We start from the raw sequence: 25,091 nt of genomic DNA, 5'->3' as shown, positions 1-25,091 counted from the left end.
CCTTCAGCGCAGCGAGAAAGTCGCGCTGCGCCCGCCGCCCTCCGCATCCTGCGCCGCTTCGACTTTCGGCGCCAGCAGGAAAACCCGGTTCGCGGCGATCTCGTCCTTTTCGAGCAGGCGACTCTTGACCGACTGCGCCCGCTCCTGCGCGAGATGGCGCAGCGCTTCGTCATCGACGGCGATATTGGCGAGCATCAGCGCTTCCATCTCGGCTTCCGGCAGATCCTTGAGCAGCCCGATCGCGTTGCGCGGCCGCTTGAAATCCGCGTCCCGATACACGCGCTCGAGCCATTTCGGATACTCCTCGGCGGTGATGACGACGTCTTCAAGCGGAGGCGCCTCGTCGCTGCGCCGGACCGATTCTTTGAGCTTCGCCGCTTTCATCATCCGCAACAGCATCACTTTCTTCAGCCCGGCCGTGTCGGTGGCGCGATCGGCCTGCCCTGTGATTTCGAGCCGCAGCGCCGGCCGTTCGGTCAGCGCCTTCGCCAGCGTCTCGATCTTCCGTTCCGCCGCGGTGTCGAAGTTGCTGCGCCCGGGCGCGAAATCGAGCTGCGACAGCTCTTCCCCGCCACCGAACATCGATCCCAGCAACGCGAACGGTGCGGTGATGGCCTTGCCGATCAAGTTCAGGATCGCCTTGACGACGAGACCGCCGATGCTGAACTGGGGGTCGTCGAGCGAACCGCTGATCGGCAGGTTGAGGTCGATCTCGCCAGCCCGGTTCTTGAGCAGCGACACGGCAAGTTGCACCGGCAGGTTCGGCGCATCCGGGCTGTCCGCGCGGTCGCCGAACGTGAGCTGGTCGAGAAAGAGGCGATTCGTCGCAGTCAGTTTGCGGTCCTCGATCTTGTAAGTCAGGTCGGCCGACAGCTTGCCTTTCTGGATCCCGTAGCCGACGTACTTGCTCGAATAGGGCGAAACGCCGGTCAGCTCGAAATCCTTCACCGACGCGGCAATATCGAGGTAGCGGTCTTCCCTGAACGGATTGAATTCACCGCCGATCGTGACGGGCGCCGTGTCATCGACCTTGCCCTGCAGGTCGAGCCGCGCCAGCGTCGCCGGGTCGGACGACAGCCCAACCACCTCGCCTTCCATTCCGGTCAGGTTCGCGTCGTAGTTCGGACGGATGAAGCGGTCGCTGAACGCGATGTTGCCTTGCTTGATCAGTATTTTGCCGATCGAGATCGGCGGCGGAGGAGTCGCCGGAGGCGGGACTTCGACGCTTGTCGTACGGCCGGAGGATTCGGGCGCAAGTTTCGTTGCCTCGGCGGCAGGAGCTGCGTCGGGTTGCTGGCGGATTTCGCGCAGATTGAGCTGGCCGGTCTCGTCGAGGATCAGGCGGGTATAGAAATCCGTCAGCGCGACTTCGCCGATCGAAACCGCCAGCGGCGCGGTCCGTACATCCACGTCGGCAAGCGCGAGGCTGCGCCAGCGCAGGAAATCGGTCGCGTGGTTCTTGTCGATCGACGAGAAGTCCGCGACGGCCAGATTGCCGCGGAAGCGCCCTTTCACGTCGCCGTCGCGCGCGGACTCGAAAGCCAGTGTGCCGCGCGTGGTCACGGTGCCGCGCGAGATGGCGACATTGAGCTGTTCGACAACGTAGGGCTGCAGCGGCAACAGGTCGACGCTGCGCAGATCGACCCGAAGGTTTCCTTTCAACGGATCGAGCGCGATCGTTCCATTGACAGCCGCCCGTCCCCTTTTGTTGATGCGCGCATCGAGCTCGAATTTCGTCGTCGCGCCCTTGGCGGTGCTGAGCCCGTCCGCCTTCAGCTTGATCGCGGCGGCCTGCAGCACGATCGGCGCAGCCTGGGTGCGATCCTCGAAGCGGACCGCCCAGTCGTCGAGCGCGAGCCGTTCGAGCGCGAGCGACCACGGTTTTTCGGGCGCGGCTGCTTTCGCGTTCGCGTTCGCCGGACGGCCGCCGGCCTGTCGTTTTGCCCCGGCCGGCTCGTCGAGCAGCCCGAGCGCGTCGAGCTTGCCGTTGCGAGCCTTCACCAGCGCGAACGCCGCACCTTTCGATTCGACCCCACCGATCGTCACTGTCCGCTGCGCCGGCGACACGGCAACTGTCTGGAGCGCGAGCCGCGGCAGCGTGACGACCGGCTGCTTCCGGCCTTTCAACGCGAGCTCGAACTGGCGCAGCACGACCGACTCGGCGAGGACATCGATCGCCGCTTCCTTCTTCTCGTCGAGCCGCACCTTGTAGCCGACCGTCGCGTCGAGGCGTCCGTCGCGGACCTCGCCGCCCGGCAGGGCCGCGGCGTAGTAAGGCGCATAGCGGCTGACCTGGAAGTTCTCCGCGACGACCCGGCCGTCGAGCTCGAACGGGGTCAGGCGCAGGCGATCGCGGTGGCTACTCTTCTCGCCCGCGTCGGTGACGAAATCCAGCGCGACTTCGGCAACCGCGTCCGGCGCGGAGCCGACATTCTTCGCTTCGAGGACGAGCTCCTTCAGCTCGGTGCGAAATGGCGCGGCGGCGCGGTCCTCGAAACGCACGGTCGCCCCGGAGATCTTCGCTTCGTCGAGCAGGAACACGGGAGGCGACTCCGCGTCGGCGTCCGTGGCCGTCTCGCCCGGCGACGGAGGTGTCGCATCGCTCTGGGCCGGCTGCTCGACTGCCACGGCGGCATCCGGACGGGGAATGATCTGCTGGAAGTTGATCTGGCCGTCGGCGAGGCGCACCACATCGACTTCGGGCTGCGAGATTTCGAGGCGCCCGAAATGCCACTTGCCCACGAGCGGCTGGACGTCGGCGAGGCTCAGCGCGAGCGCCGGAACACTCAGCATCGGCTCCCCTTTTGCTCCCTGCAGCCGCAAGTTCGCGAGCTCGACCGAACCCGTGAGGGCGACTTCCGGCGCGGCCTCGGGCGGCTGTGAGAAAGCCAGCTGCAGGCGCGTCGTGAGCTGCCCTTCGGGCACCTTGAACGCAGCGTCGAACGGCAGATAGGCGAGATACGGCGTGAAATCGAAACCATCCAGCACGATGTCGAGCGCGGTCTCGCGGTCCTTCGCGAACGGTCGGGACTGCCCGCCGACATGCAGTGGCCGGCCATTGACGAGCGCCGACAGGTCCGGCTCGACGAACAGCTCAACTTTCGACGGCAGGTTCGACAGGAACGGCAGGCCGATATTGATTGCCGACAGTTCGTGTTCGAGCCCGACCGGCCGATCCTCGACCAGCAGCTTCCCGTCGATAACGCGGATGTTGTTGAGCGAGAAGCGGGCGTCGCCTTTTTTCTCCTCCTCCTGCTGCGGCTTCGCGGCGAAGCGTTCGAGCACGTCGGACCAGTTGTTGCGCCCGGATTCGAGCCGCACGAAATGCCCCTGCGGGCGCTCGAGCCGCAGCTCGCGCAATACCGGGCCGCCCCTGAAAAGCGACTCGGCTTGGAGATTCGCGTACAGCGTGCCGAACGAGAAGGCGCTGCCCTGTCCGTCGGCTTCGGCGATGTTGAAGCCGCCGACCGTCATAGACAGCGCAAAAGGATTGATGCGGATCTTCTCGATCGTGACGGTGCGCCCGATCGAGTCGCCCACGAAGCGGGCGCCGAAGTGGCGCACGGCCGGCGGCAGGACCAGGAACCCGAGGATCGCGATGGCCACGACGATGCCGGCGATCCACTTGACGGGCCGCACGAGCTTTGCCACCACGTTGTTCAGCCGTCCAGTCTCTCGCGCTTTCGCCACAGCCTACCCCCATTGTCATGCCGGACCCGGGCCGTCAATGACGGCAATCTAGCAGGCACAGCGTGGCCTGGGAATGCGGCGTGCTGGCGGCGAATTGCCGCACCCGGCGCGGCGGCGTATGCTGCGCCGCTTTCCACGTGTCGAGCAACTCCGTTGGCCGAGCTGAATTTCGATGTGATCGTGATCGGTGCAGGGGCGGCCGGCATGATGTGCGCGGCGCAGGCGGGCCGGCGCGGCCGCAAGGTGCTGATCATCGATCACGCCGAAAAACTCGCGAAAAAGATCCGCATCTCGGGCGGCGGCCGCTGCAACTTCACGAACCGCCGCGTCGGGCCGGAAAACTTCCTGTCGCGCAATCCGCATTTCGCCCGTTCCGCGCTGGCGCGTTACGGCTCCGCCCAGTTCATCGAACTCGTCGAGCGCCACGGCATCCGCTATCACGAGCGCAATCTCGGGCAACTCTTCTGCGACGAATCGGGGCAGCAGATCATCGACATGCTGCGGGGCGAGTGCGAAGACGCCGGCGTGCGCTTCGCGATGCCGCTGCGGGTCGAGGCGGTCGCGCGCCAGGAAGACGCCCTCGCCCGCTTTGCAGTCCAGACGATCCGGGAACGATATACGTGCACCAGCCTGGTGATCGCGTCCGGCGGGCTGTCGATTCCGAAGATCGGCGCCACGCCGTTCGGGTACCGCATCGCCGAACAGTTCGGCATTCCGGTCGTGCCGCCGCGCCCGGCGCTGGTGCCGCTGACGCTGCCGCTCGAGACGCTGCAGCGCTTCGCCTCGCTTGCCGGCTCTTCGCTGGAGATCGAAGCGCAGTGCAACGGCGGACGCTTTCGCGAAGCCGCGCTGATCACCCACCGCGGGCTGTCGGGCCCGGTCGTGCTTCAAGTGTCGAGCTACTGGCAGGCGCAGGCGTACGACGACGAGGACTGGGCGCCGGTGTGTTTCAACCTGCTGCCCGGAATCGACGTGCAAGCCTGGCTCGAGCAACACTCGGGCGAGCGCGGGCTGCTCGCGAACCTCCTCGCCGAACGCCTGCCGCGGCGCTTCGCGCACGCGTGGTGCGCCTTGCACGGCTGGGAACGACCACTCAACCAGTTCCGCGCCGCCGAGCTGAAAGTCGTCGCCGCCGCCTTGTCGGCCTGGGAGATCACGCCGTCCGGCACGCAGGGTTACGCGAAAGCGGAAGTGACGCTGGGTGGTGTCGACACCCGGGCGTTGTCCTCGAAGACGATGGAAGCGACCGCGTGCAAGGGTCTCCATTTCGTCGGCGAAGTGATGGACATCACCGGCCATCTCGGCGGCTTCAATTTCCAGTGGGCGTGGTCTTCCGGGCACGCGGCCGGCCAGTTCGTGTGACCCCCCCCGGCACCCATCAGACAATCGCATCGGCATTGCCCGCGGACTGCCGATATACGAATTAAAGTTGGCTTCCTGACCATTTGACTCTAATCAAGGTTCGCAGTGTGTGAATTCGGAGAATGGGGTCACCTTAAAGGAGACGCCCACCATGAACGACATCACCACCCTTATGAGCCACGACCACCGCAGCTGCGACGAATCCTTCGCTCGGGCTGAAACCGCCATCTCGCGCGGCAAGTGGGATGAGGGAACTGCCGAGCTGGAAAAATTCATCGCCGAACTCGAGACGCATTTCACCGCCGAGGAATCGATCCTGTTCCCGCGTTTCGAATCCGTCACCGGCATGACCGAAGGCCCGACCAAAGTGATGCGTGGTGAGCACGCGGACATGCGCGAAGCGGTCGAGCGCATGCGCGACGCGGTTAGCCGCCGCGACAAGGACGACTACGCGGGCGAAGCCGAAACACTGCTGATCCTGATGCAACAGCACAACATGAAGGAAGAAAACGTTCTCTACCCGATGTGCGACGCGCAGCTTGCCGGGGAAAACCTCCCGCCCACGCTTGCGAAGCAGCTGGGCCGCGAACAGGCCGCATGAAGCAGGTCATCGATGCGCGGGGGCTCGAGCCCCCACAGCCTTTCGAACTCGTCATGGAGGCGATCGCCGACCTGCGTCCCGGGGAAGGCGTGAAGCTGCTCCTCGACCGCATGCCCTATCCACTGTTCCGCATCCTCGACCGCGACCGCTATCGCTATGAGAGCCGGGTTCGCGACGACGGTGTGGTCGAAATCGACATCGTCGCCCCATGACTACTACCGCCGACCTCAGCCTCAGCTACGAAGCTGCGCCCACGTTTTCGACGCCGCTCAGGTTTTTCCTCACGGCGCCGCTGTTCGGAGCGCTTGCAGGAGTGGTGCTCCTTTTCGTTCCCGACCTGCTCGGGTCGCGGTGGACTCCCGGGGCGCTCGCGCTGACCCATCTGATCGCCGTGGGGTTCATGCTGAACATCATGTTCGGCGCCCTGTTCCAGATCCTGCCAGTGGTGGCCGGAGCGGCGATTCCGAATGCGCGCATCGTCGCGGGAATCGTTCATGTGGGTCTCGCGACGGGCGTCGCAAGCCTGACGTGGGGGCTCGGAGCCGGCTCGCCGCCGTTCCTGAACGCCGCGGTCGTGCTGCTGGGGATCACGTTCGGGGTGTTTCTGGTGGCCGCAGGGTATGGATTGCGTCGCACGCCAATCGCGCAGGCCACGCCCCGCGACCTGCGCTTCGCGTTGCTCGGCTTCGGCATCGCAGCCACGCTCGGGATGGCGCTGGCGATGATTCTGTCGGGCGGCCTGTCCCTGCCGCTGGCGACCGTCGTCAAACTGCATGTCGGCTGGGCGTGGCTCGGCGGGTCAGGTTTGCTGCTGGCGGCGACGAGCTGGGTCGTCGTGCCGATGTTCCAGATCACGCCGAATTATCCGGCCCGGCTCACACGTTACTGGGCGCTGCTGACATGCGCGGCGCTCGTCGCATGGAGCGCGGCCGTGCTCGCCGGGTTTTCGTTGCTCGAATTCATTCTGGCGATCGCGCTGGCCGCCTTGTCCGGCGCGTTTGCGATCACGACGCTGCGCCTGCAGACCCGCTCCCGCCGCTCGGTTCCGGACAACACAACGCGCGCGTTCCAGCTCGCGATGTCGTGCATGATCGCCGGGCTTCTGTGCATCGTCGCCGCACACCGGTTCGATCATGACGTCTGGCCTGTGCTGGCCGGCATCCTGATCCTGCACGGCGGTTTCGTCACCGCGATCGTCGGCATGCTCTACAAGATCGTCCCGTTCCTCGCGTGGCTGCACCTCTCGCAGGCGGGGATGAAGGCGCCGAACATGAAAAAGCTGCAACCGGACGGGCCGATCCGCAAGCATCTCATCGCCCACGCGGTGGCTCTCGCGGTGCTCCTGATCGCGGCACTCAGCGGCAGCACGCTGGTCGTGCGGACCGCAGGAGTGTTGGTGATGCTCGAGTTCGGCCTGCTGTTCGCCAACCTGATGCGCGTCCTCGGCGCCTACCGGATCGCCCGCAGCGCCTGAAGCGCAGCGTCGCACGGGACACCGGAATCCTCGAAGGCCGCCGTCCTGGCGGCCTTCGTCATTTCGACGCTCGGACCGCCGCCCGGCAGGTTTTACCCGGATCAGTCGCCTCGCGCTGCGGGGCACCTCGATGACTAGTTCCAAATGACTAGTTCTCGCGGCGGCGGACTACCCCCTTCCCATGCTTTTGGCGAATGGCGGGTAGCTCCTGCAAGGCATACGCTTCCTCCTGCCTTGGAGCGACATCCGCTCCGCATTCGAGGATGGAAGGAACATGCCCTCACAACGTCAAAAGCAGTTCTCTGTTCTGGTGATGAGCACCACGGCATTCACGATGTGCTTTGCCGCGTGGATGCTGTTCGCCGTGATCGGCATCCCGATCAAGGCGCAGTTGGGCCTCAATGAAACCCAGTTCGGCCTGCTTGCGGCGACCCCCGTGCTGACCGGATCGCTGGTGCGTCTGCCGTTGGGACTGCTGACGGACAAGTTCGGCGGACGAGTGGTGTTCTTCCTGCTGATGCTCGCGACGGTCGTGCCGATCTACATGATCGGCGAGGCAACGCAATACTGGCAGTTCCTGGTCGCCGGCCTCTTCGTCGGGCTCATCGGCGGTTCGTTCTCGGTCGGCATCGCGTACTGCGCGCGCTGGTTCGAACGCAAGAACCAGGGCTTTGCAATGGGCGTGTTCGGCGCCGGCAACTCGGGCGCCGCGCTGACGAAGTTCGTCGCCCCGGCGCTGGTCGTCGCGTACGGCTGGCAGTTCGTGCCGAAAGCGTTCGCCACGGCGATGCTGATCATCGCGATCGCGTTCTGGTTCTTCACCTACGACGACCCGAAGCACCGCGTCTCGTCGAGCGTGAAGTTCTCCGACCAGTTGCGCGTGCTGAAGAATCCCCGGGTGTGGAAATACTGCCAGTACTACTCGATCGTTTTCGGCGGCTATGTCGCGCTGGCGCTGTGGATGACGAAGTATTACGTCGGGGAATTCGGCCTCGGCCTCGAGACCGCAGCGCTGCTCGCAGCCTGTTTCTCGTTGCCTGGCGGCGTGCTGCGCGCGGTCGGCGGCTGGTTCTCGGACCGCTTCGGTGCGCACAAGGTCACCTGGTGGGTGATGTGGGTGTCCTGGGTGTGCCTGTTCCTGCTGTCCTACCCGCACACCGAATTCACGATCATGACGGTCGCCGGCCCGAAGACGTTCGCGATTCATCACAACATCTGGTTCTTCACCGTGCTGATGTTCACCGTCGGCGTCGCTTGGGCGTTCGGCAAGGCATCGGTGTTCAAGTACATCTCGGACGAGTTCCCGCACGACATCGGCGCGGTGTCGGGAATCGTCGGCCTCGTCGGCGGGCTGGGCGGCTTCCTGCTGCCGATCATGTTCGGCGCGCTGCTCGACCTGACCGGCGTGCGCTCGAGCGCATTCATGCTGCTCTACGGCGTCACCTGGGTCTCCCTGATCTGGATGTACTGGACCGAAGTGCGCCGCACCGACGTGATGCACGGCGGCGAGGCGGATGTGCTGCACGGTGGCACCGCGCCCGTGGCCGCAACGAAGTGAACGAACCCCTGAAACAGGAGTAATTCCATGGCACCTGCAAAACTGCGTCCGATCCCCGCGACTCCGGGAGCCGCCGGCGTAAGTCCGGGAGAACGTCCACGCGGCCCGGACATCGCCGAATGGCATCCCGAGGATGCGCAGTTCTGGGCGCGCGAAGGCAGCCGCATTGCGAACCGCAACTTGTGGATCTCGATCCCCAGCCTGCTCTGCGGCTTCGCCGTGTGGCTGATGTGGGGCATCATCACGGTGCAGATGGCGAACGCAGGCTTCCCCTTCACGCCCGACCAGCTGTTCTCGATAGCGGCAATCTCGGGCCTGTCCGGCGCGACGCTGCGCATCCCGGCCTCCTTTTTCATCCGCCTGTGCGGCGGCCGCAACACGGTGTGGCTGACGACCACGCTGCTGCTCATCCCGGCCCTTGGCACGGGCATCGCGCTGCAGGACAAGAGCACGCCGCTGTGGGTCTTCCAGCTGATGGCGCTGCTGTCGGGCATCGGCGGCGGCAACTTCGCCTGCTCGATGGCGAACATCAGCACGTTCTTCCCGAAGCGCCTGCAGGGCACGGCGCTGGGGCTGAACGCCGGCCTCGGCAATTTCGGCGTGACGACCTCGCAGATCCTGATCCCCGCAGTGATGACGCTGGGCCTGTTCGGCGCGCTCGGCGGCGACGCGATTCCGCTCGCGAAGGATTCGGCGACGCTGATCGGCAAGATCGCCGCCGGCACTCCGACCTATGTGCAGAACGCCGGCTTCGTGTGGCTGCTGCTGCTCGTGCCGCTCGCGGTGATCGGCTGGTTCGGCCTGAACAACCTCAAGGTGGTGTCGCCGAACATCGGCTCGACCGGCGCGGCAATGGGTCGCATCCTGCTGATGTACGGCATCGCGCTCGCCATCTCCGGTATCGGCCTGTACCTCTATCTGCCGGCCCCCAACGGCTCGGGCCTGCTCGCCGGCAACGGCATGTGGATCGTGCTGCCGCTGGTGATCTTCGGCACGCTGTTCGCGCTGAAAGCGGTCGCGACCGGCGAGATGAAGACGAACCTGAACAAGCAGTTCGCGATCTTCGGCAACAAGCACACGTGGTCGATGACCGCGCTCTACGTCGTGACTTTCGGCTCGTTCATCGGCTTCTCGATGGCGCTGCCGCTGTCGATCACGGTGATCTTCGGCAACACGCACGTGTTCGATCCGGCCGCGAATGTCTGGGTGCATGCGAAGAACCCGAACGCGCCCTCCGCCCTGATGTACGCATGGATCGGCCCCTTCGTCGGCGCGCTGATCCGCCCGGTCGGCGGCTGGATCTCCGACAAGCTCGGCGGCTCGATCGTCACTCAGGTGATCTCGGTCGTGCTGGTCGGCGCATCGGCGGTGACCGGCTACGTGATGCATCTCGCCTACCAGTCGGCGACGCCCGAGAGCTACTTCCTCGCCTTCATGCTGCTGTTCATCCTGCTGTTCGCCGCCTCGGGCATCGGCAACGGCTCGACCTTCCGCACCGTCGGCTTCGTTTTCGACCAGGACCAGCGCGGACCGGTGCTCGGCTGGACCTCGGCGGTCGCGGCCTACGGTTCCTTCATCGCGCCGGTCGTCATCGGCGGGCAGATCAAGGCCGGCACGCCGGAAAACGCGATGTACGGCTTCGCGGTGTTCTACGCGGCGTGCCTCATCCTCAACTGGTGGTTCTACCTGCGCAAGAACGCCTACATCCGCAACCCCTGACCCCTTTCCTTCCAGAAAACCGACCGATTACGAATCGCAGAATCACAGGAGCAAGCAATGAGTCATTTTCTCGACCGACTGAAGTTCTTCGACAAGGTGAAGGACACCTTCGCCGGCGGCCACGGCATCGTCACGAACGAAGATCGCAACTGGGAAGACGCCTACCGCAACCGGTGGCGTCACGACAAGGTCGTGCGCTCGACGCACGGCGTGAACTGCACCGGCGGCTGTTCGTGGAAGATCTTCGTCAAGAACGGCCTGGTGTCGTTCGAGATGCAGCAGACCGACTACCCGCGCACGCGTGAAGACCTGCCGAACCACGAACCCCGCGGTTGCCAGCGCGGCGCATCGTTCTCGTGGTACCTCTATTCGCCGCATCGCATCAAGCACCCGATGATCCGCGGGCGCCTCCTCGAGTTGTATCGCGCCGAGCGCAAGACGGGCAAGGATCCGGTCGAAGCTTGGGCAGCGATCCAGGCCGACAACGCCAAGCGCGACAAGTACATCACCGTGCGCGGCCTCGGCGGCTTCGTGCGCACCGACTGGCAGGAAGTCAACGAGATCATCGCCGCGGCGAACATCTACACGATCAAGAAGTGGGGTCCGGACCGCATCTACGGTTTCTCCCCGATCCCGGCGATGTCGATGATCTCGTACGCGGCAGGCGCCCGTTACCTGTCGCTGATCGGCGCCGCCTGCGGCTCGTTCTACGACTGGTACTGCGACCTTCCGGCAGCGAGCCCGCAGACCTGGGGCGAGCAGACCGACGTGCCCGAAGCGGCCGACTGGTACAACTCGACCTATATCATCATCACCGGCGCGAACCTGCCGATGACGCGCACCCCCGACGCACACTTCGCGACCGAAGTGCGCTACAAGGGCACGAAGATCGTGTCGATGGCGCCGGACTACGCGGAATACGTGAAGTTCGCCGACCTGTGGATGCCGGTCAAGCAGGGCACCGACGCAGCCGCGTTCCTCGCGATGGGCCACGTCGCGCTGAAAGAATATTTCATCGACCGCCAGGACCCCTACTTCGCCGAATACGCGCGCAAGTACACCGACCTGCCGATGCAAGTGATCCTGCGTCCGTTCGGCGACGGCTACGTGTCGGACCGCAACCTGCGCGCGATCGACTTCGAAGGCAGCCTCGGCGAAGCGAACAACCCCGACTGGAAGACGATCGTCTACGACGCGCGTACCAAGGCGTATGTCGCGCCGAACGGCTCGATCGGCTTCCGCTGGGGCGAGGAAGGCAAGTGGAACCTGCTGCCGAAGAACGCCGCGACGCAGGACGAGATCGAAGCCGAGCTGTCGTGCATCGAGGCCAGCGACGAAGTCGTGCCGGTCGGTTTCCCGCACTTCCAGCCGGGCGAACCGGGCCTGCTGTACCGTAACGTGCCGGTGCGCAAGCTGACGCTCGCGTCGGGCGAAACCGTTTATGTCACCTCGGTGTTCGACATGCAGGTGGCGCAGTACGGCATCGACCGCGGCCTCGGCGGCGACAACGTCGCCCGCTCGTACGACGACTCGTCGGTTGCCTACACTCCCGCCTGGGCGGCGAAGGTCACCGGCGTCAAGGCCGCCGACATCGAGCGCACCGGTCGCGAGTTCGCCAGCAACGCGTCGAAGACGCGCGGCAAGTCCATGATCATCATGGGCGCGGCGATCAACCACTGGTACCACAACGACATGCAGTACCGGTCGATCATGAACCTGCTGCACATGTGCGGCTGCGTCGGTCAGAGCGGCGGTGGCTGGGCGCACTACGTCGGCCAGGAAAAGCTGCGCCCGCAGGCCGGCTGGGCGCCGATCGCGTTCGCGACCGACTGGCAGCGTCCGCCGCGCCACCAGAACTCGACGTCGTACTGGTACTTCCACACCGACCAGTGGCGCTACGAGGCGGTCGACGCCGACGAGTTGCTGCAGCCGGCTGCGAAGGGCAAGTACAAGGGCTACAAGCTCGCCGACTACAACGTCGTCGCCACCCGCCTCGGCTGGCTGCCGTCGGCGCCGCACTTCAACCGCAACCCGCTCGAACTCGTCGCCTCGGCCGAGAAGGCCGGCGCGACGGATGAGGCCGGTGTGGCGCAGTACATCGTCGATGAGCTCAAGTCGGGCAAGCTGGACGTCGCGTTCGCCGATCCGGATGCACCGGAGAACTGGCCGCGCAACCTCTTCGTCTGGCGCGCGAACCTCATCGGCTCGTCGGCGAAAGGTCACGAGTACTTCCTCAAGCACCTCCTCGGCGCGCAGAACGGCGTGCTGCAGGAAGGCGGCGACGGCGCCGGCACGAAGGAAGTGAAGTGGCACGGCGAGGCTCCGGTCGGCAAGCTCGACCTGATGGTGGATATCAACTTCCGCCTCAACTCCACCGGTGCCTACTCGGACATCATCCTGCCGACGGCCACGTGGTACGAGAAGAACGACCTCAACACCACCGACATGCATCCGTTCATCCACCCGTTGTCGGAAGCAGTGACGCCGGGCTGGGAGTCGAAGTCGGACTGGCAGATCTTCAGGACGATCGCGAAGACCTTCTCGGACCTCGCCGAGAAGCACCTCGGCGTCGTCAAGGACATCGTCGCACTGCCGATGCAGCACGACTCGCCGTTCGAACTGGCGCAGCCGATGGGCGGCATCAAGGACTGGAAGCGCGGCGAATGCGAACCGGTGCCGGGCAAGACGCTGCCGCTGCTCAAGCTCGTCGAACGCGATTTCGCGAACACCTACCGCAAGTACATCGCGCTCGGCCCGCTGATGACCAAGCTCGGCAACAACGTCAAGGGCATCGACTGGAACACCGACCAGGAATACGAAGAGCTCAAGAAGTGCAACTACACGGTGAAGCTGCCGGGGATCTCGTTCGGCATGCCGTCGCTCGAGGAAGACATCTCGGTGTGCGACGCGGTGATGCGCATGGCGCCGGAGACCAACGGTGAAGTCGCGCACAAGTCGTGGTCGGCGCTGTCGAAGAAGACGGGCATCGACCACCATCACCTGTACGCGGGACGTCACGAGGACAAGATCACGTTCCGCGACATCCAGGCCCAGCCGAGGAAGATCATCACCGCGCCGACGTGGTCCGGGATCGAATCGGAGACGGTCAGCTACACCGCCGGCTACACGAACATCCACGAGCACATCCCGTTCCGCACGCTGACCGGCCGCGCGCACTTCTATCAGGATCACGAGTGGTTCCTCGACTTCGGCGAAGGCTTCTGCGCGTATCGCCCGCCGGTCGACATGAAGGCGCAGAACGTGATCCCCGATTCGGTGCGCCGCAAGCCGCACCTGACGCTGTCGTGGATCACGCCGCACTCCAAGTGGGGCATCCACTCGTCGTACCAGGACAACCTGCGCATGCTGTCGCTGTTCCGTGGCGGCCCGTACGTGTGGGTGTCGGAAGACGACGCGAAGGAAATCGGCCTGAAGGACAACGACTGGGTCGAGGCGATCAACGCGAACGGCGCGACGATGGCCCGCGCAGTGGTGTCGCAGCGCGTGCCGCGCGGCATGGCGCTGATGTACCACGCACAGGAAAAGACGGTGAATGTCCCGGGCTCGCCTTCGACCGGCAAGCGCGGCGGCATCCTGAACTCCGTGACGCGCGTGATCGTCAAGCCGACGAACATGGTCGGCGGCTACGCCCAGCTCGCGTACAGCTTCAACTACTACGGCACGGTGGGCTGCCAGCGTGACGAGATGGTGGTGCTGCACAAGGTCGCGGACCAGGACATCGACTGGCTGGAACGCCCGCTGACCGCCGAGCGGGAAGCGCAGCGCAATCCGGTCGGGGTCGGACCGCGGTAATTGAGGAAGCCGATAGGACGTATTTACGGAGGGTGGGGTGTTTGCGGAGCGGGCGAGGACTGTCTGAGCGAGCACAGCGAGCGAGTTCCGCAGCCCGCGGAGCAAATACCCCACCCGGAGCGAAGCGGCACCACGCCTTCGCTCCAAGGATCAAGGATTAGGAGAAACGCATGAAAATCCGCGCGCAATTCGCGATGGTGTTCAACCTGGACAAGTGCATCGGTTGCCATACCTGCTCGGTGACCTGCAAGAACGTCTGGTCGAACCGCAAGGGCATCGAATACGCCTGGTTCAACAACGTTGAATCGAAGCCCGGCATCGGCTATCCGAAGCAGTGGGAAAACCAGGAAAAGTGGAAAGGCGGCTGGGAAAAGGTTAACGGCAAGCTCGAACTGAAAGCCGGCGGCCGGCTGAAGAAGATCGTGCAGATTTTCGCCAACCCGAACATGCCGGAGATCGACGACTACTACGAGCCGTTCACGTACGACTACGCCCGGCTGCAGAACGCGCCGCTGTCGGAAGCCACGCCGACCGCGCGCCCGGTGTCGCAGATCACCGGCCAGAAGATGGACAAGATCACGTGGGGGCCGAACTGGGAAGACGACCTCGCGGGCGAATTCGCCGCCCGCGCGCAGGACGCCAACTTCGCCAACATGCAGAAGGAGATGTACAAGCAGTTCGAGAACACCTTCCATCTGTATCTGCCGCGCATCTGCAACCACTGCATCAACCCCGCCTGTGTCGCCTCCTGCCCATCCGGCGCCCTGTACAAGCGCGAGGAAGACGGCATCGTGCTCGCCGACCAAGACCGCTGCCGCGGCTGGCGGATGTGCATCTCCGGCTGCCCGTACAAGAAAGTGTTCTTCAATTGGGAATCGTCGAAGGCCGAGAAGTGCATCGGCTGCTATCCCCGCGTCGAGTCTGGCCTGCCGACCGTGTGCTCGGAATCCTGCGTCGGCCGCATCCGCTACAACGGCATCATCCTCTATGACGCCGACAAGCTGCTGGATGCCGCTTCGACCGACAACGAGCAGGATCTGTACAAGGCGCACCTCGACCTCTTCGTCGACCCGTATGATCCCGTCATCATCGCGCAGGCGCTGAAGGACGGCGTGCCGCAGACCTGGATCGACGCCGCGCAGAAGTCGCCGATCTACAAGATGGCGGTCGAGTGGAAGATCGCGTTCCCGCTGCACCCCGAGTTCCGCACGCTGCCGATGATCTGGTACGTGCCGCCGCTCTCCCCGGTGCAGTCGCAGATCGACCAGAAGACGCTGCCGACCGAAGCCGACGGCGTCATCCCGAAAGCCGAGGCGATGCGCCTGCCGGTGCAGTATCTGGCGAACCTGCTGACCGCGGGCAAAACGGAATACATCACGGGCGCACTCAACCGCCTGCTCGCGATGCGCTCGTACATGCGCTCGATCCACGTCGAAGGCAAGCCGGACGTCGGGCCGCTGACGCGCGCCGGCATCGACGAGAACATCGCGAAGGAGATGTACCGCTATCTGGCGATCGCGAACTACGAAGACCGCTTCGTCGTGCCGACCGCGCACGAGGAAATCCGTCTCGACGACTACCACGCCTTCCAGGGCCAGAACGGCTTCACGTTCGGTAACGATTCGTCGACCGGCATAACGCGCAACTCGCTGTTCCCCGAACGCCGCAAGGAGAGCGCCGAGCCGCGCGAACCCGCACCGCTCGCCGGCCCGCGCGAATAAAGGAGACGATGATGAAAATTTTCCGACTGCTTTCCGCCCTTCTCGATTACCCGAACGACGAGTTTCTTGCGGCGCTGCGCGAAATGGCTGGCAATGACGTGCGCGCCTTCGTTGTCGGCCTCGATGAAGAGAATGTCCTCAGCGCCGACGAGGCGAGCCAGGTCGCGGAATTCATCACCGCGATGCTCGCCGCCGAGCCGCTCGAACTGCAGGGCAACTACGTCCAGTGCTTCGACCTCACCGCCGAGCACAGCCTGCACCTGACGCACCACCTGTTCGGCGAGGAGAAGACGCGCGGACCGGCGCTGATCGATCTCGGCGAGTTCTACCGCAGCTACGGGCTGAAGGTCGACGAGAAGGAACTGCCCGACTACCTGCCGGTGATGCTCGAGTTCGTTTCGACGATCGAGCTCGACGAAGCGCGGGTGTTCCTCGCCGACGTCGCAAAGGTGCTCAAAGTGCTCGCCGACAACCTGGAAAAATCCGGCAGCGATCACGCGAAGCTGGTCCGGATCATCGAGAAACAGGGCAGCCTCGCTCGCCTGGCTGCCTGAGGAGACATCATGAACCTGCAAAACTTCTTTTTCGGGGTGTACCCCTACATCGCGCTGACGGTGTTCATTGTCGGCAGCTGGATCCGCTACGACAACGAGCAGTACACGTGGAAGACCGACTCGTCGCTGCTGCTGTCCAAGCGCTACATGTGGGTCGCGAGCAACCTGTTCCACGTCGGCATCCTGGCGATCTTCGGCGGCCATTTCGCCGGCCTGGTGCTGCCCCATGCGTTCTGGATCGCGCTCGGCGTGTCCGACCTCGACCACCAGTGGCTCGCGATCGTCGCCGGGAGCGTGTTCGGCACGATGTGCCTGATCGGCGGCGGCATCCTGTGGCTGCGTCGCATGTTCAACGCGCGCGTGCGCGCGGCGAGCCGCACGATGGACGTCTTCATCATCACTTGGCTGATGATCACGCTGCTGCTGGGCTTGTCGACGCTGCCAGTCTCGATCGGCCATGCGAACCATGGCGACCCGGGCGTGATGCTGGCGCTGTCGGGCTGGGTGCAGAGCATACTGACGCTCAATCCGCAGCCGGCGCTGCTCGATGCGGTCGAGCCGGTGTTCCGCCTGCACATGTTCTTCGGCATGACGGTCTTCCTGCTGTTCCCGTTCTCGCGTCTCGTCCATATCTGGACCGCGCCGATCAGCTATCTGGGTCGTGCCTACCAGATCGTGCGGACCAAGCGTCAGGTCAAGGCAGCCTGAACCTGAGTCGGTAGTAGTATCGGGCAGCACATTTTTTGTGCTGCCCGCTCTTGCTCGAGGAGGACTTGCGTCGTAGTCTGCAGGCCTTCTTCAGCAATGAGCGTTCATGCTGCGTCTGCGCAACAGTCTGGCCACCAAAATCACCGGCATTCTGCTGGTGTTTTTCCTTGTTGCGCTCACCGCGATCGGCCTGACGCTGTTCATCTCCTGGCAACTCGAAGGTGCCGCCGCAGCGATCAATGATGCCGGAAGCTTGCGGATGCGCGCCTACCGCATCGATCACTTGCTGGCGCGCGGCCCGGCTGCGACGTCGAACGATCAGGCAGCCTTCACTGCGTCTCTGAAGTCGGAACTCGACGACTTCGAACGGGTGCTCGGCGAACTTCGTCGCGGTGACCCGCACCGCCCGCTTTTCATCCCGCGCGACAACGGCATTCCCGCGGATCTCGACAAGATGGCCGAGTTCTGGTCGTTGCACATCCGTCCCGTGCTCGCCGACCTGATCGCCACGCCCGACCCCGTGCGCCGTCGCGCCGGCCTGTCCGACTTCGATCGCACCGTCAAAAGCTTCGTCTCGGGGATCAACGAAGTCGTGCTCAAGATGGAGCGCAGCTACGCCCGCAACACCGATATCCTGCGCGCGTCGCAGGTGTCGCTGATCGCGCTGGCGATCATCGGCACACTGGTGCTGATCCGTTTCTTCTTCGTCCTCGTGATCCAGCCGGTGTGCGAACTGCAGGACGGCATGAAGCGGATGGAGCAGGAGGACTTCAACGCCCGCGTCCCGGTGCTCGCGAGCGATGAATTCGGCGAATTGTCGGAAGGTTTCAACCGCATGGCGGTCCACCTGCAAGGCCTCTACGCCACGCTCGAAGAGCGGGTCGCGGCGAAGACCCGCAGTCTCGAGGAAAAAAACCGCGAACTCGAAATCCTCTACGATATCGGCGCTTTCTTGCGTGAGCCCAATGACGTGGACAGCCTCTGCAGAGGCTTTCTGCAGCGCGTCGAGGCGACGTTCGGCGCCGGGGCGAGTTCGGCGCGATTGCTCGACAGCGGTTCCGAGAATCTCTGCCTGACCGTGCACAACGGGCTCGACCAGGAGTTCATCGATCGCGAGGCGGTGCTCCAATGCGGCGAATGCCTGTGCGGCGAAGCGGTGCGGCGCGGGACATCGCTGGTGTCGGAGTTGAGCACCCCGGATCCGGCCCTGACGCTGTGGGTATGCCGGCGCGCAGGTTTCCAGGTCATCACTGCGACGGCGATCACCGCGAACAAACAGACGCTCGGCATCTACAACCTGTATTTCGTCGACGCCCGCCCCCTTTCCGACTCCGACCGCCTGTTGCTCGAAACGCTCGGCCAGCAGCTGGGGATCGCGATCGAGAACCAGCGCCTGCAGGCGAGCGGGCGCGAACTGGCCGTGTCGGAGGAACGCAACCTGCTCGCACGCGAACTGCACGATTCGATTGCGCAGGGACTCGCCTTCATGAACCTGCAGGTGCAGATGCTCGAGAGCGCGCTCGACCGCAACGAGGCCGGCGAAGCGCGCGACACGCTGGCGATGCTGCGCCAAGGCGTGCAGGAGAGCTATGACGACGTGCGTGAGCTGCTGGTGCATTTCCGCACGCGTGTCGAAAAACAGGACCTGGGCCTGGCGATCACCGCGACTCTGCGGCGCCTGGCCGAGCAAACCGGGATCGCCACCGACCTCGACGTGCTCGGCGATGCGGCCCCGCTCGACGCGGAAGCCGAGACGCAGGTTCTGTATATCGTGCAGGAGGCGCTGTCGAACGTGCGCAAGCACGCGAACGCCCGGTCTGTGAAAGTCGTGATCCGCCGCGGCATCGACGGACTTTCGGTGGTCGTCCGCGACGACGGTGTCGGTTTCGAGGAAGCCGACCGCAGTGCCGCGGCGCAGGAAGCCCACATCGGGCTCCAGATCATGAGGGAGCGGACGCTGCGTATCGGCGGACGATTCTCGATACGTTCCGCGCGCGGCAAGGGCACCGAAATCCGTGTAGAACTTTCCCGCATCAACAAGGAAAACCTCATCGATGCCTGACCCGATCCGCGTCCTCCTGGTCGACGACCACGCCCTTTTCCGCAGCGGCATCAAATCGCTGCTGCAGCGCCATGCGGAGTTCGACATCGTCGGCGAGGCCGGCGACGGGATGGAGGGCGTCAAGCGCGCCGGGCAGCTCAAACCCGATGTCGTGCTGCTCGACCTGCACATGCCCGGGCTCTCGGGGCGCGACGCCGCGGCGATGATGGCCGAAGAGTCGCCGAACTCGCATGTCCTGATGCTCACGGTGTCGGAAGACGCCGAGGATCTCATCGAGACGTTGCGTGCGGGAGCCTGCGGCTATCTTCTCAAGAACATCGAGGCCGATGCGCTGATCGCAGCCATCAACAGGGCAGCCGAGGGTGAATCCGTGATCTCGCCGCAGATGATGGGGAAACTCCTGAAAGGCGTGCGCGGCGAGCTTCCGCCGAAAACCGTGGCACAAACGGTGGTCGCATCGGAACTCAACAAACTGTCCCCGCGCGAACGCGAAATCCTCACTTTTCTTGCACGCGGGCAGAGCAACAAGGAAATCGCGCGCAAGCTCGAATTGGCTGAAAGCACCGTGAAGATCCACGTACAGAACGTCCTGCGCAAACTCAACTTGACGAGTCGCGTGCAGGCGGCCGTGTTTGCCGTCGAACAGGGAATCGTGCAGGATTCCGAGGCCTGATGCGAGGCTGACGGAGACTGTCTTGGAAATATCAGGCCCTTCACGCGGCGCCACATTCGGCCGCGTAGTGCTCCCCTTTGCGTTGATTCCGCCGTTCATGATCGTCTTCGCGATGCGCGATCATCCGGAGATCTATCGCATGAATCCGGCATCGACGAACTGGGAATGGATTGCGCTGCTGATTTTTGCCGCCGAAATCGCCTCGGTCCACCTCTTCGCCGCAATGTTGCGTCTCACGACCCCTGTCGACAGACAACGCCCGACTCATGAACAGGCTTATCTGATCGCGGCCCGCGCCGCGTCCCCGCTCTGGGGATCGGCAATCGTTCTTGCGATTCCAAGCCTCGCCGCACTGATCGTGGTGCATCTGCTCGCGCACTTCGTCGCACTGCGCACCCTTTACCGTGATATCCGCATGGAGCTGCAAATCAGGGGCGATCTCGAGGCGCTGCACGTCACATACATGGTATACAGCGTCGCCGTGGTCCTGTGGATACCGCTCATGGTGATGATCTTCGTCTCCGTCGCACAAGCGTGAATCCCTGTTGGAAGACTCGTCGGGCGCAGCAGCGGCGCCCCCCCTGCCCTGCCAGGGGCCCACAGATTCCGCATCGCCCAAGTCCTTGTCCTCGGTCAAGGAAACTTTCAGCCGCATCCACTAACATGCGGCCCCGAAGAATATGACAATTGTTGTAACAGCATGTTACTGTGCGCTCTGCCGCTCTTCCGGCAAGAGAGCAGGCGTCAGCGAAGATTGATCACCTTGTAGAACGGAGTCGCCCACATGAGCCAGGACCAGAACCAGGATCAAAAGCTTCACGGCCAGCCGGACCCCAGCCGTCGGAAGTTCCTCAATACCGCAGCATTTGCCGGTCTTGCCGGCGCCGGGCTATCGGTCGGGCTGTCGGCTTGCAAACAGGAGCAGGCGCCGTCCGCCGCACCTGCCGCACCCGCTGCTGCCGCCCAGGCCGAAGCCGTGCCTGCCGAGCATGTCGGCAAGTATGAAGTCGCGCCCGGCCAGCTCGATACCTATTATTCGTTCTCGAGTGGCGGTCACTCGGGCGACGTGCGCATCTACGGCCTGCCCTCCGGGCGCGAGCTGAAGAGCATCCCGGTGTTCAACATGGACTGCATGGTCGGCTGGGGGATCACGAACGAATCGAAGGCGATCATCGGCACCAAGCCCGACGGCAGCGTGAAGTATAAGACCGGCGACACCCACCACGTGCACCCGTCGTATACCGATGGCACCTACGACGGCAAGTACCTGTGGGTGAACGACAAGATCCACGGTCGGCTCGCCCGCGTGCGCCTGGACACGATGGAATGCGACAAGATCACCGAACTGCCGAACGTCCAGGGTTTTCACGGCACGTTCCCTGACAAGCGCGATCCGGTCGATCCCGCGATCAACCACACCACGCGCGTCTTCTGCGGCACGGAATTCTCGATTCCGCTGCCGAACGACGGGCACGGCCTCGACGACGTCGCCGCGTACCGCTCGGTGTTCTCCTGCGTCGACGCCGAATCGATGGAAGTGCGCTGGCAGGTGCTGATCGACGGCAACTGCGATCTGGTCGCCAGTTCGTACGACGGCAAGCTTGCTTGCACGAACCAGTACAACATCGAAATGGGTGTCCACTACGAAGAAACGATGGCTTCGGAGTGGGACGCCTGCCTGTTCTTCAACATCGCGCGCATCGAGGAAGCAGTCAAGGCAGGGAAAGTCACTTATATCGGCGACTCCAAAGTCCCCGTCGTCGACGGCCTGAGGGCATCGAACGCCGATCCGAAGACTGCGCTGACCTGCTACGTGCCGATTCCGAAGAACCCGCATGGCGTCAACGTCAGCCCGGATGGAAAATACTACGCCTGCTCGGGCAAGCTTTCTCCGACTGCGACCGTGATCTCGCATGAGCAGGTCCTGAAATGGTTTGACGGTGGCGTGAAGGAGGCGCGCGAATGCGTCGTCGCCGAGCCGGAAATCGGCCTTGGCCCGCTGCACACCGGTTTCGACAACAAGGGCAATGCGTACACCACGCTGTTCCTCGACAGCCAGATCGTCAAGTGGAACGTCGAAGCGGCGATCAAGTCGTATCAAGGCGACAAGACCGCCACTCCCGTTGTCGATCGGCTCGACGTGCATTACCAGCCGGGCCACGGCTTCACGTCGATGGGCGAAACCAAAGAGGCGGACGGCAAGTACTTCATCTCGGACAACAAGTTCTCGAAAGACCGCTTCCTGCCGGTCGGCCCGCTGCACCCGGAAACGGCGCAGATGATCGACATCAGCGGCGACAAGATGATGCTGGTCGCCGACCACTCGGTGACGTCCGAACCGCACGATTCGATCGTCATCCGGCGCGACATCATCAAGACGCGTCAGGTGTACAACCTCGATGATTTCCCGCATGCGGTGAAGGACCCGAAGGAATCCGGCGTGTTCCGCGAAGGCAAGAAAGTCACGGTCAAGCTGACGAGCCAGGCGCCCGCTTACAGCCTGCGCGAATTCAGGGTCAAGAAGGGTGACGAAGTGACGATCATCCTGACCAACCACGACAAGGTCGAGGACTTGACCCACGGCTTCGCCATCCCGAAGCACGATATCAATTTCGCCGTCAGCCCGCAGGAAACGAAGTCGGTCACGTTCATCGCCGACAAGCCCGGGGTGTACTGGTGCTACTGCACCCACTTCTGCCACGCACTGCATCTGGAAATGCGCAGCCGCATGATCGTCGAAGCGTAAGCTTTCCGACCTCGCATGACCTGCCGGAGACTCGCCGTCTCCGACAGGCTCGACACTCCCGTCTGGCTGGACCGTAAGCTCGCCGGTGCTCGAAACCAATGCCGAGCGTTGTTTCTCCTGGTATTTCAGCAGTCGTTAATTTATTAATTGACCGGGAACAATTACACCGGCAACAGGGTTATTTACACTGACTTCACACCCCTCCAAACGGTACGCCTCATGAAATTCCCCGCTGTCTTTCGCAATATCCTGCTGTCCCTCGCCCTGATCCTTTCCGCATCCGTCGCCCTCGCGGACGCGTACGAGGCGAAGCTTCCCGACGAACTCACCACTTCGCCCAAGATGTGCGATTACGTGGCCTGTGCCGAAGTCCTGCCGGGAGCGACCTCCTTCTCGGAGCGCAAGGGGCAGCCGCCGTACGTCGAAGGTTACATCGAAGAAAACGGCCAGAAGCGCAAGATCGGCTACGTGATGCTGTCGACCGACATCACCGATACCCCGGCCTATTCCGGCAAACCGGTCGTCACCCTGATCGGCATGGACACCGCAGGCCGCTTTACCGGCGTCAAAGTGCTGAAGCATTCCGAACCGATCCTCCTGCTCGGGATTCCGGAATCGGCGCTGATCGGCTTCAACCAGCAATACCTCGGCAAGTTCGTCGGCGACAACATCGAGATCGGCCAGTCCCGTCCGGAAGAGAACATCATCGGCCTCGACGCGATTTCCGGTGCGACGGTCACCGTGATCGCCCAGAACCAGGTGATGATGACTTCCGGCACGAACGTAGCGCGTCAGGTCGGCATCCTCAAGCCGACCGTGCGCGAACCGGCGAAGTTCGTCGAAACCGGAGTCAAGCCCGACTGGGCCACACTCGTGGATGAAGGCAGCGTCCAGCGCCTCGTCGTGACCCCGGAACAGGTCGGGCTGCCGCGCAGTGGCAAGCCTTTCATCGATCTGTGGTTCGGCTATCTCAACCAGCCGGACGTCGGCCGCGCCGTTCTCGGTGATGGTCCGTGGCGCAGCCTGATGAGCCGCCTGAAAGAAGGCGAGCACGCGCTGTTCGTGATCCGCACCGGCGGTGTCGAATCCTTCAAGGGCTCGGGTTTCGTCCGGGGCGGGATCTACGACCGTGTTCAGGTCCGCCAAGGCGCGGATTCCTTCACGTTCCGCGACCTCGACGCGGTCAATCTTTATGGTCTCGAAGCGGCCGGCGCACCGACATTCAACGAATCGTCCATTTTCATCATCCGGTCGAAAGCTTTCTCCGCAGCCTATCCGTGGAAATTCGTGTTTCTCGGCAACCGCGTCGATCGCGCAACGGGGACGCGCAGCTTCGTGAACTTCGACTCCGAATACTGGCTGCCGGAAACCTACCTCGAAGGCGGACGCCCCGAAATCGTCAAACCCGATGCTCCCTGGGTCCGGGTGTGGAAGACGCGTGCCGTCGAAATCGGCCTGTTTGCGGCGCTGCTGGTTACCGTCGGCATACTCTACGGGTTCCGTGACCGCCTCACGCGCCGTGCCAGCCGCAACAACAAGTGGCCGGTCAACATCTTCAAATACAGCGCCTGGCTCATCAGTATCGGCTTTGTCGGATTCGGCCTGCTTGCCCAGCCGTCGATCACGCAGGTGCTCACCTGGTTCCACGCCCTGCTGTTCCAATGGACATGGGAACTGTTCCTCACCGATCCGTTCATCTTCCTGTTCTGGATCTTCATCATCGTGACCGTGTTCCTCTGGGGACGGGGCTTGTTCTGTGGCTGGCTGTGCCCGTTCGGTTCGCTGTCCGAACTGTTGTACAAGATCGGCAGCGTGGTGGGACTCAAGCGCTTCCAGTTCCAGCTGTCACGGAAATGGCATGACCGCCTGAAGTGGGTGAAATACGGAGTGTTCTTCGGCCTGCTCGCCGTGTCCTTCCTCTCGATGGGGCTCGCCGAGAAGCTCGCCGAAATCGAACCGTTCAAGACCACTTTCCTCGTCGGAATGTTCAACCGCAGCTGGCCATACACGCTCTTCGCGGCGGGCCTGCTCGGGCTGTCGATCTTCATCGAGCGCCCTTTCTGCAAGTATCTGTGCCCGCTCGGCGCATCGCTCGCGATGCCATCGACGTTCCGCTGGTTCGGCCTCGACCGCAAGCAGGAATGCAGCAGCTGCAAGGCGTGCGCGGTGGGTTGCGGTGCGCAGGCGATCGACGCGAACGGACGCATCGATCACCGTGAATGCCTGCACTGCCTCGACTGCATGGTGCTCTATACGGATTGCCAGGCGTGTCCGCCGCTGTCGCAGGAGCGCAAACGCCGTACCAAGGCCGGCTTGCCGCTGACTCCGATCGGCGCCGACGGCTACTATATTCCGATCAAGCCGATGTCCACCGACAACGCGCAAGCGGCCTGATCGCTGCAGGATTTGG

16 protein-coding genes are annotated in these 25,091 nt (G+C 63.7%); 15 read left to right on the top strand and 1 reads right to left on the bottom strand.

What is annotated here, in order from left to right:
• Nucleotides 1–3 precede the first annotated feature (3 nt).
• Nucleotides 4–3,690, bottom strand: a complete 3,687-nt coding sequence (locus GO608_RS17765) for a DUF748 domain-containing protein (protein ID WP_169197543.1) — start codon at nt 3,688–3,690, stop codon at nt 4–6.
• A gap of 153 nt (nt 3,691–3,843) precedes the next feature.
• Here GO608_RS17765 and GO608_RS17760 point away from each other — a divergent pair, with 153 nt between their 5' ends.
• The 15 genes from GO608_RS17760 to GO608_RS17690 all read left to right on the top strand — a co-directional run bounded on the left by GO608_RS17760 (nt 3,844) and on the right by GO608_RS17690 (nt 25,075).
• Complete coding sequence (locus GO608_RS17760) at nt 3,844–5,052, top strand: BaiN/RdsA family NAD(P)/FAD-dependent oxidoreductase (RefSeq protein WP_169197544.1); 1,209 nt, start codon at nt 3,844–3,846, stop codon at nt 5,050–5,052.
• A gap of 151 nt (nt 5,053–5,203) precedes the next feature.
• Nucleotides 5,204–5,653 carry a hemerythrin domain-containing protein gene (locus tag GO608_RS17755; protein ID WP_169197545.1) on the top strand — a complete coding sequence of 150 codons (450 nt, stop codon included), beginning with the start codon at nt 5,204–5,206 and terminating at the stop codon, nt 5,651–5,653.
• Entirely contained in the window at nt 5,650–5,865 is a 216-nt protein-coding gene (locus GO608_RS17750; RefSeq protein ID WP_011239382.1) for a DUF2249 domain-containing protein, read from the top strand. The genes GO608_RS17755 and GO608_RS17750 overlap by 4 nt, the downstream gene beginning before the upstream one ends.
• A complete protein-coding gene (locus GO608_RS17745) occupies nt 5,862–7,127 on the top strand; it encodes a hypothetical protein (protein WP_169197546.1) in 1,266 nt (421 codons plus the stop codon). Before GO608_RS17750 ends, GO608_RS17745 begins: the two co-directional genes overlap by 4 nt.
• A 274-nt stretch (nt 7,128–7,401) precedes the next feature.
• A complete protein-coding gene (locus GO608_RS17740; protein ID WP_169197547.1) occupies nt 7,402–8,685 on the top strand; it encodes an MFS transporter in 1,284 nt (427 codons plus the stop codon).
• A 27-nt stretch (nt 8,686–8,712) separates the two neighbouring features.
• Nucleotides 8,713–10,404: an MFS transporter gene (locus GO608_RS17735; protein ID WP_169197548.1), complete on the top strand. Its 1,692-nt coding sequence runs from the start codon at nt 8,713–8,715 to the stop codon at nt 10,402–10,404.
• A 57-nt stretch (nt 10,405–10,461) separates the two neighbouring features.
• Nucleotides 10,462–14,217 (top strand): nitrate reductase subunit alpha, encoded by a 3,756-nt coding sequence (locus GO608_RS17730; RefSeq protein ID WP_169197549.1) that lies wholly within the window; start codon nt 10,462–10,464, stop codon nt 14,215–14,217.
• Nucleotides 14,218–14,387: 170 nt separating this feature from the next.
• Nucleotides 14,388–15,938 (top strand): nitrate reductase subunit beta, encoded by a 1,551-nt coding sequence (gene narH, locus GO608_RS17725; protein WP_169197550.1) that lies wholly within the window; start codon nt 14,388–14,390, stop codon nt 15,936–15,938.
• Between the two features lie 8 nt (nt 15,939–15,946).
• Complete coding sequence (narJ, locus tag GO608_RS17720) at nt 15,947–16,492, top strand: nitrate reductase molybdenum cofactor assembly chaperone (RefSeq protein WP_247003282.1); 546 nt, start codon at nt 15,947–15,949, stop codon at nt 16,490–16,492.
• Nucleotides 16,493–16,501: 9 nt separating this feature from the next.
• Nucleotides 16,502–17,200 (top strand): respiratory nitrate reductase subunit gamma, encoded by a 699-nt coding sequence (gene narI, locus GO608_RS17715; protein ID WP_169197552.1) that lies wholly within the window; start codon nt 16,502–16,504, stop codon nt 17,198–17,200.
• A 106-nt stretch (nt 17,201–17,306) separates the two neighbouring features.
• The gene (locus tag GO608_RS17710; RefSeq protein ID WP_169197553.1) at nt 17,307–19,262 is read left to right on the top strand and encodes a type IV pili methyl-accepting chemotaxis transducer N-terminal domain-containing protein; all 1,956 of its coding nucleotides are present in this window, start codon (nt 17,307–17,309) and stop codon (nt 19,260–19,262) included.
• Nucleotides 19,255–19,935, top strand: a complete 681-nt coding sequence (locus GO608_RS17705) for a response regulator (RefSeq protein WP_169197554.1) — start codon at nt 19,255–19,257, stop codon at nt 19,933–19,935. The genes GO608_RS17710 and GO608_RS17705 overlap by 8 nt, the downstream gene beginning before the upstream one ends.
• 22 nt (nt 19,936–19,957) lie before the next feature.
• Entirely contained in the window at nt 19,958–20,473 is a 516-nt protein-coding gene (locus GO608_RS17700) for a hypothetical protein (protein ID WP_169197555.1), read from the top strand.
• Nucleotides 20,474–20,719: 246 nt separating this feature from the next.
• Entirely contained in the window at nt 20,720–22,681 is a 1,962-nt protein-coding gene (gene nosZ / locus GO608_RS17695) for a TAT-dependent nitrous-oxide reductase (protein WP_169197556.1), read from the top strand.
• 219 nt (nt 22,682–22,900) lie between these two features.
• The gene (locus GO608_RS17690; RefSeq protein ID WP_169197557.1) at nt 22,901–25,075 is read left to right on the top strand and encodes a NosR/NirI family protein; all 2,175 of its coding nucleotides are present in this window, start codon (nt 22,901–22,903) and stop codon (nt 25,073–25,075) included.
• Nucleotides 25,076–25,091: the final 16 nt, after the last annotated feature.

The organism is Aromatoleum buckelii (assembly GCF_012910785.2).
Taxonomy (GTDB): domain Bacteria; phylum Pseudomonadota; class Gammaproteobacteria; order Burkholderiales; family Rhodocyclaceae; genus Aromatoleum; species Aromatoleum buckelii.
Note: the sequence above shows the minus strand (reverse complement) of the source record. Positions and strands in the feature narration are given on the sequence as shown.